Annotated in this window: 8 protein-coding genes; all 8 read left to right on the forward strand. The window is 54.5% G+C overall.

The genetic code is table 11. The features are described from left to right. A partial coding sequence (locus QZ105_RS09610; RefSeq protein WP_293729703.1) for a polysaccharide biosynthesis protein occupies positions 1 to 1,257 on the forward strand: 1,257 nt, incomplete at its 5' end. A 34-nt stretch (positions 1,258 to 1,291) separates the two neighbouring features. Continuing rightward, positions 1,292 to 2,833, forward strand: a complete 1,542-nt coding sequence (mazG, locus tag QZ105_RS09615; protein WP_293729704.1) for a nucleoside triphosphate pyrophosphohydrolase — start codon at positions 1,292 to 1,294, stop codon at positions 2,831 to 2,833. A 155-nt stretch (positions 2,834 to 2,988) separates the two neighbouring features. Continuing rightward, positions 2,989 to 3,267: an HU family DNA-binding protein gene (locus tag QZ105_RS09620; protein WP_293729705.1), complete on the forward strand. Its 279-nt coding sequence runs from the start codon at positions 2,989 to 2,991 to the stop codon at positions 3,265 to 3,267. A 72-nt stretch (positions 3,268 to 3,339) separates the two neighbouring features. Beyond that, positions 3,340 to 3,651, forward strand: a complete 312-nt coding sequence (locus QZ105_RS09625) for a septum formation initiator family protein (RefSeq protein WP_293729706.1) — start codon at positions 3,340 to 3,342, stop codon at positions 3,649 to 3,651. Positions 3,652 to 3,744: 93 nt separating this feature from the next. After that, positions 3,745 to 4,191, forward strand: a complete 447-nt coding sequence (locus tag QZ105_RS09630) for a S1 domain-containing RNA-binding protein (RefSeq protein WP_293729707.1) — start codon at positions 3,745 to 3,747, stop codon at positions 4,189 to 4,191. Positions 4,192 to 4,271: 80 nt separating this feature from the next. Beyond that, on the forward strand, positions 4,272 to 5,285 hold the full coding sequence (tilS, locus tag QZ105_RS09635; RefSeq protein WP_293729708.1) for a tRNA lysidine(34) synthetase TilS: 1,014 nt from the start codon (positions 4,272 to 4,274) through the stop codon (positions 5,283 to 5,285). Positions 5,286 to 5,297: 12 nt separating this feature from the next. Continuing rightward, entirely contained in the window at positions 5,298 to 5,840 is a 543-nt protein-coding gene (hpt, locus tag QZ105_RS09640) for a hypoxanthine phosphoribosyltransferase (RefSeq protein WP_293729709.1), read from the forward strand. Between the two features lie 83 nt (positions 5,841 to 5,923). Next, positions 5,924 to 7,870 carry an ATP-dependent zinc metalloprotease FtsH gene (gene ftsH, locus QZ105_RS09645; RefSeq protein ID WP_293729710.1) on the forward strand — a complete coding sequence of 649 codons (1,947 nt, stop codon included), beginning with the start codon at positions 5,924 to 5,926 and terminating at the stop codon, positions 7,868 to 7,870. Positions 7,871 to 8,283: the final 413 nt, after the last annotated feature.

An 8,283-nucleotide genomic window follows, 5' to 3' on the forward strand; every position in this document is an offset into this window, starting at 1 on the left:
CTGCTGCTGGCGTCCCGGTGGCTGGTGGACGTGGGGCTGCTGCGAGATGGGCGCGCCTATTACGCGCTGCTGGCTTTAACACCTTCCGTTTTTTTTGCGTCTATTTTAGCCAGCTTCCGCGGCTTTTTTCAGGGGCATCAGCTGATGACGCCGCCTGCGGTTTCGCAGATTTTGGAGCAGTTTGTCCGCGTGACGACCATGGTGGCGCTGGCTTATGCGCTGCTGCCGTACGGCTTGGAATACGCCGCCGCCGGAGCTGCCTTCGGCGCGCTGCCCGGAAGCCTGACGGGACTGCTGGTATTGGGTTATTTTTACCGCCGTTACCGCGGTATGTGGCAGGCTGGGCCGCAGAACGGCGCGGAAGGCGGCGGGCAGGAAAGCGCTGCGCGTATTTTAAAGCGTTTGCTGCTGCTGGCGCTGCCCGTATCCTGCGCTAATATTTTGGTGCCGGTGACCAGCAGTATCGACGTTTTGCTGGTGCCGCGCTATTTGATTGCCAGCGGCTTTACGGTGGAACAGTCCACAACCCTGTTCGGCTATTTGGCCGGTATGGCCCAGCCCTTGCTGTTGATGGCGACCATTCCCACTATGTCGCTGGCCACCAGCCTGGTGCCGGCGGTGGCGGAAGCCTTTACTCTGCAGCGGCGCGATATTATCGAGCAGAAGGCGGCCACGGCTATGAAGCTGTGCTGCCTGCTGACGCTGCCTGCCGCCGTGGGCATGAGCGTTTTAGCAGAGCCCATCAGCCGCTTGTTATACGGCACGGGCAAGGCGGCTGCTGCCATTATGCATTCGGGCCCGGCTATCTGGCTGCTGGGTATGCAGCAGGTGACTACGGGAATTTTGCAGGGTATGGGCCACAGCAGCCTGCCCATGCTGAATATGCTGCTGGGTATCGGGGCGAAGCTGATTGCCGTGTGCCAGCTGACTAACGCCGCCTTTAATATTGCCGGAGCGGCCTGGGCCACCAATATCAATTTTGGCTTAACGGCCGCGCTGAACATTTTTATGCTGCGTTATTACAAAATAAATTTTTATTGGTATAATATAGGTAAAATTCTGCTGGCGTCGGCCTGCATGGGAGCCGTCGCCTGGCAGTGCCACGGGCTGCTGCTGGCAGCCGTTGGGAAAACAGGGGCGGCGGTGGGCGCTATGCTTTGCGCCGCGCTGTTTTATGCCGCGCTGCTGCCGCTTTTGGGCGTCGTGACTAAGGGCGAGCTGCGGCAGCTGCCGTTGTTGAAAAAGGTTTTAAAGTAAAATGCACAAGGCTTATTGAGAAAGAAGGCGTAATATGGGAACGATTACTATTGTCGGTCTGGGACCTGGAGCCGCAGGCCATATGTCCGTGGAAACCATGGAACTGCTGCAAAACTGTCCGCAGGTAATTCTGCGCACGGCGGTGCATCCCACGGTCAGCGAGCTGCAGAGGCAGAACGTGGGCTATAGCTCCTGCGACGATTTGTACGAGCAGGGCGCGTCCTTCGAGGAGGTTTACGAAGGCGTGACGCAAAGAGTGCTGGCGGCTGCGGCGCAGGGCGACGTGGTTTACGCCGTGCCGGGCAGTCCGCTGGTGGCGGAAAAAACCGTGGTGTTGCTGCGCCAGGCTGCCGGGGAGCGGGGCGTTAAGCTCGTTATTAAGCCTTCCATGAGCTTTTTGGATTTGGCTTATGTGGAGTTGGGCATCGACCCTATCGCCGGACTGCGTATTATCGACGCGCAGGACTTCGGCGCTATTGGCGAGGCGGGGGAATACCCGCTGATGATTACCCAGGTGTACAGCCAGCTGGTGGCCGGAGATTTAAAAATTGCGCTGATGGATAATTTGAGCGACGATTACGAAATTTATTTCCTGCGCAATCTGGGCCTGCCCGATGAGGAATGCCGCAAGGTGAAATTATTTGAGCTGGACCGTCAGCCCCGTATCGACCATTTGACCAGCGTATATGTGCCGCCGGAAGCTTTTGCCGGGGAACCTCAGTCCTTTGGGGAAGAGGAGGAAGACGCGGCGGTAAGCGAGCTTGGCGGCGCTGATGAAGCTTTAGTTACGACGGCAGGCTTTGACGATGTGGATATTCAGCCGTTGGTCGACGTGATGCGCACGCTGCGCGAGCCGGGAGGCTGCCCTTGGGACAGGGAGCAGACCCACGCTTCCATCCGCAGCAATATGATCGAAGAGGTTTACGAATATTTGGAGGCTGTGGACGCCGACGATACGGCCGGTATGCGCGAAGAATTAGGCGACGTGCTCATGCAGATCGTTTTTCATGCGCGGATGGCCGAGGAAGCAGGCCGCTTTGATTTGCAGGACGTTATCGACGAGGTGGTGGATAAGCTGATTCGCCGCCACCCACATGTGTTTGGGGAAACTCAGGTGCAGGGCAGCGACGATGTGCTGCGCAACTGGGAGGCTATTAAAAAAGAAGAAAAAACAGAGCGCAAGCATGTTTTGGACGGCGTTACCCAGGGATTGCCGGCGCTGCTGCGGGCTTATAAAATGCAGGGCAAGGCCGCCAAGGTGGGCTTCGATTGGCCGGACAGCGAGGACGTATGGGCCAAGGTGCAGGAGGAGCTGGGCGAGCTACGGGAGGCTTTAGCCAACGGCGACGCGCAGGCGGCGGAAAACGAGCTGGGCGACGTGCTTTTCGCCGTGGTAAATTATGCGCGCCATCACAAAATTGAGCCGGAGGTCGCTCTGAACGGCACTAATAACCGTTTCGCCAACCGCTTCAATTATGTGGAGCGGCAGGTGGAGGCCAGCGGCCGTCCCTGGAACTATTTTACGCTGGACGAACTGGATAAGTTTTGGGACGAAGCGAAGAAGCGCGAAAAATAAGCTGTGCCAAGAGGTAAATTGTTCTCAAAATAGGAAAAATTTGAAAACGCACTTGCAGGAAAAAGCGTTAGAGTGTATACTATTGCTAGTCAGTATGAGCCGCAGGCTCTGAATGCAATCATGCAGCAAGATAATGATTGAAGGAGGATAATTTCATGAATAAGACTGAGTTAATCGCCGCTGTTGCTGAAAAAGCAGGCTTAACCAAAAAAGACGTAGAAAAGGCTATCACCGCTACTTTAGAAACCGTGAAAGAAGAAGTAGCTAAAGGCGGCAAGGTACAGGTTGTCGGCTTCGGCACTTTTGAAGCTCGCGCTCGCAAGGAACGCATGGGCAAGAATCCGCAAACCGGCAAAGCAGTTGAAATCCCGGCTGCTACCGTTCCGGCTTTCAAAGCTGGCAAAGCTTTTAAGGATGTTGTAAACGCAAAATAATTTGTGTTGATATAATGCCCGGCTTAGAGAAAGTCGGGCATTAAGTTTTTGCCGTCGCTCAGGAGGTGGCTGATGAGCAGGAGTAGGAGAAGAAAACGCAGGACCAGTGCTTTTAAGCTGTTTATGCTGCTCGTGCTCATCGTATGCGCTGCGGTGGTGGGCAGGCAGGAATACAGCATTTATCAAATCAAGCGGGAGCAGGCGGCAACGCAGCAGCGCATCGATTCCTTAAAGCAGCAGAAGGCTGCGCTGGAGCAGGAACGTAAGCGCCTAGACGACCCCCGTTATATCGAAAAGCTGGCCCGCGAGGATTATAATATGGTGGGTAAAAACGAGGTTCCTCTCTTTATTGTGGAGGAGCAGAAGCAAGCAGAGCAGAAGTAATAATTTTGTTCTGCTTTTTTTGTTGACACTATTATTTTTTAAAGAGTATAATACAATAGTATCAAAGAATTTTTAAGGGGGATTTTTTTCTCGATGTCACTTGAAGTAGGTGCAATTGTAGAGGGTGAAGTCACTGGCATCACCAATTTTGGCGCTTTTGTCCAATTACCGGAGGGCAAAGTGGGCCTGATTCATATTTCCGAGGTTTCCAATGTTTATGTCAAGGATGTGCATGACTTTTTAAAGGAACACGACAAGGTAAAGGTTAAGGTGCTGACCATTGACGAACGCGGTAAGATCGGCCTGTCCATTAAGCAGCTGACGCCGCCGCCTGCGCCGCAGCCCAAGCCTCAGCGTCCGCAGAATGAAAACCGTGAACGTCGCGGCGGTATGCGCCAGCAGAACGCGCGTCCGTTGTCACCGCTTTCTTTTGAGGATAAATTGTCGAAATTTTTAAAGGACAGCGACGACCGTATGCTGGATCTCAAACGTAATACCGAATCTAAACGCGGTGGTCGTGGCGCCAGACGTGAAAGATAATTGTTGGCGGACATAGGGCACTCTCCAGGGTGCCCTTTCTTTGCGCACAGCCGGGTTATGGCAGTGAGGAGGGAAGCTGCTTGAAAAAAATACATCCCTTAGTGTTTAAGCTGCACCGGACGCTGCAAAAATTTTTGCGGCGGGACGGGCATTATCTGCTGGCCGTCAGCGGCGGCGCTGACAGTATGGCGCTGGCCGCCGCCTGCGCTGCTTTGCAGAAGGCTGGCTGGGGCCATTACAGCGTGTGCCATGTGGAGCACGGCCTGCGGGGGCAGGAAGCGCTGGAAGATATGGCCTGGGTGCGGCAGTTCTGCGCTCAGCGAGGCTTGCCCTGCTGCGTGCGTCATGTGGACGTGCCGGCCCGGGCTGCCGCCCTTCATCTGTCCATAGAGGCGGCGGCAAGAAGCCTGCGGTACGGCGCGCTGCGCGAGGTGCTGGCGCAAACGGGCGCGGAGGCCATAGTTACGGCTCACAACAGCGGCGACCAGGCGGAAACGGTGCTGCTGCGCTTGCTGCGCGGAGCCGGTACCGGAGGCTTGGGCGGCATTCGTCCTGTCAGCCCGCAGGCCGTAAGGCCGTTTTTGGCTTTCAGCCACGCGCAGCTGGCGGAATATTGCGCTTTGCAGGGCGTGGGCTACCGTCACGACAGCAGCAACGACGATTTGCAGTACACGCGCAACCGTGTGCGCCATCAGCTGCTGCCTTTTTTAGAGCAAAGCTTTAACGGCGAGGTGCGGCAGGCTCTGCTGCGGACGGCGCGGCTGCTGCAGGAGGATGAAGCCTGCTTGGCTCAGGAAGCAGGCGAGCTTTACGAAGCCTGCCTGATATTGCAGAACGAAACGGAAATTCAGCTGCGGGCTGCGCTTTTGGCGCAGGCTGCTGCGGCGCTGCGGAAACGGGCGCTGCGGCGCGCCTATTTTACGCTGGCCGGACGAGAGCTGGACTTTGAACGCACGGAGGCGCTGGCTAAATTGCTGGCGGCCAGGCGGGGCGGCAGCGTTTTGCAGCTGCCTGGCGGCGTGCAGGCGTCCTACCGGAATAAGCGGCTTATTTTTACTAAAAGCGGCGTTAATGAAATACAAGCAAAGGCCTAAAGGAGTTTTAGCATGCATGAGGATATAAAAACTATTTTGCTGACCCAGGAACAAATCGCGGCGCGTGTGCAGGAAATGGGGCGGCAGATTACCGAGGACTATCAAGGACGGGAGCTGATTGTAGTCGTGCTGCTGAAAGGCGCGGCCTGGTTCGCTACCGATTTGACCAGAGCTATAGATATGCCTGTGCGCGTCGATTTTATGGTGGCTTCGTCCTATGGCAACGGCACCAGCACCAGCGGCAGCGTTAAGGTAAAGCTGGATATCAGCGAAAATATTGCCGGTAAGGACGTGCTGGTTATCGACGATATTATCGACAGCGGCGTAACCTTCGCGGCGATTAGCGAAATGCTGCGTCAATGCAGGCCCGCCAGCCTGAAAACCGCAGCGCTGTGCGATAAGGCGGAGCGCCGCGTCAACGGGTTGGAGGCAGATTATGTGGGCTTTAAAATCCCCGATGAATTCGTAGTGGGCTACGGTCTGGATTATGCCGGCGATTACCGCAACCTGCCTTATATCGGCGTGTTGAAGCCCGCCGTTTACGCCAGAAAATAAAAAGCTTGCGAAAATAGTTGCTTGATTATGCTTCCTATAATATAATAAAAATATTATCGGTTAAGTGGAAGGAGGATACGTGCTTGAATAAATTTTTTAAGAACGTACTTTTTTATCTGCTGATAATCATGGTAATCATCTGGATGTTTGATTTCTATAACGAAAAGGGCACGAAGCCTGCGGATATAAGCTATACCAGCTTCCTGCAGCATGTGCAGCAGGAGGAAATCAAGCAAGTAAAGATAGTTGATAATGTTATCAGCGGCAAATTAAAGGATGGCCAGGAATTTTCTACGGTTGCTCCTAACGACGGCAAGCTGGTGGAAAAGCTGGAAGCCAAGAATGTGGATATTAAAGCCGAGCTGCCGCCGCAGCCCCCATGGTGGATGAGCATTTTGAGCAGTCTGCTGCCCATGCTGATCATCGTCGGCCTGTGGTTCATGATGATGAACCAGAGCGGCGCTGGAGGCGGCAAGGTGATGAATTTTGGCAAGAGCCGCGCCCGCCGTTACGACGAGGATAAGGTAAAGATTACCTTTAAGGATGTGGCGGGAGCCGAGGAAGCCAAGCAGGAGCTTGAAGAGGTAGTGGAATTTTTAAAGAGCCCGCAGAAGTATAACGATTTGGGCGCTAAAATCCCCAAGGGCGTTTTGCTTTACGGCCCTCCCGGCACAGGCAAAACCCTGCTGGCCAAGGCCGTGGCCGGTGAAGCCGGCGTACCCTTCTTTAGCATTTCCGGCTCTGACTTTGTGGAAATGTTCGTCGGCGTAGGCGCTTCCCGCGTCCGCAATTTGTTCGATAACGCTAAAAAGAGCGCGCCCTGCATCGTCTTTATCGACGAGATTGACGCCGTTGGCCGCCAGCGCGGCGCTGGGCTTGGCGGCGGACATGACGAGCGCGAGCAGACGCTGAACCAATTATTGGTAGAAATGGACGGCTTCAGCGCTAACGAAGGCATTATTATGATTGCCGCTACCAACCGTCCCGATATTCTGGACCCGGCGCTGCTGCGTCCCGGACGTTTTGACCGTCAGATAGTTGTGGACCGTCCCGATATTAAAGGACGTACTGAAATTTTGAAGGTACACGTTAAGGGCAAGCCCGTCGGCGACGACGTTTCTTTGGACGTTATTGCCCAGCGCACTCCCGGCTTTACCGGCGCGGACCTGTCCAATCTGGTCAACGAGGCCGCGCTGCTGACTGCCCGCCGCGATAAAAAGGTTATCAATATGGCGGAAATGGAAGAGGCTGCCGAGCGCGTCATTATGGGCCCCGAACGCAAGAGCCGCGTCATCAGCGACAAGGAAAAACGCCTGACCGCATATCACGAGGGCGGTCATACCATCGTGGGCATGCTGCTGGATAATACGGACCCCGTGCATAAGGTAACGATTATTCCCCGCGGACGTGCCGGCGGTTATACCCTGAGCTTGCCGAAAGAGGATAAATATTACGCTACCCGCAGTGAAATGCTGGACGAGCTGAAGGTGCTGCTGGGCGGCCGTGTTGCCGAAGCGTTAGTATTGAAGGAGATTTCCAGCGGCGCCAGCAACGATTTGCAGCGCGCTACGCAGCTGGCACGACAGATGATCTGCGAATACGGCATGAGCGAAAATATCGGCCCCGTAACCTTCGGGCACCGTCAGGATCAGGTATTCCTGGGCCGCGATATTGCCCGCGACAAGGATTACAGCGAGGAGGTTGCTGCTGAAATCGATAAGGAGGTACGCTCCTTTATCGAGGACGCATACGCAGCAACTGAAAAGTTGCTCAGCGATAATTTGGACAAGCTTCATGTTATTGCCAAGGCTTTGATGGAACGCGAAACCTTGGAAGAGGAAGAAATTAACCAGCTGGTGAAGTACGGCCATATTCTGAGCGCCGAAGAAAAGCTGTATTTAGTACAGCAATCGGTGGCTGCCGAGGAAGCCGCCGCGCAAAACGAGAGCGCTGACGCTAACCCTTCCTTCTGCGGTACTGCAGAAGTAAATGAAACCATCGAAGCCAATAAAAACGGCGAGCAGGCATAATTAAAATAGTTGAGCCTTTAACCCCTGCGGTATTTGCCGCAGGGGTTTTTGTCTGCCTTGGCAGATTGTTCCCGGTATGCGTTGTTTGGCCAGCTTTGCTGGCGGCAGACTTTTTCCTTTGTTGGCTTTTATGATTTGCGAGACTGCATTGTTGTGCGAGCCTTTTGGTACGGAAGGACTGCTGAAGTTGGGAAGAACAAGGCCAAGACAAGAGTGGCCGCGGAAGCGGCCAGTACTGCGCTAAAGAAAAATTAGACGGCTAATTCTATAAATTTTACTAATTTTCGCGATAAGTCCGACTAATTTCCTCTTGTCGGGGGGGACAAGTGTGGTATAATGTATTCAAAGCAAGGTGCGCACGTGAGAGATTGCTCTGTCAGGGGTGGCAGGGTTTGAAAAGTTCGCTGCGAGTC

This window comes from uncultured Phascolarctobacterium sp. (assembly GCF_905212365.1).
Classification (GTDB): Bacteria; Bacillota; Negativicutes; order Acidaminococcales; family Acidaminococcaceae; genus Phascolarctobacterium_A.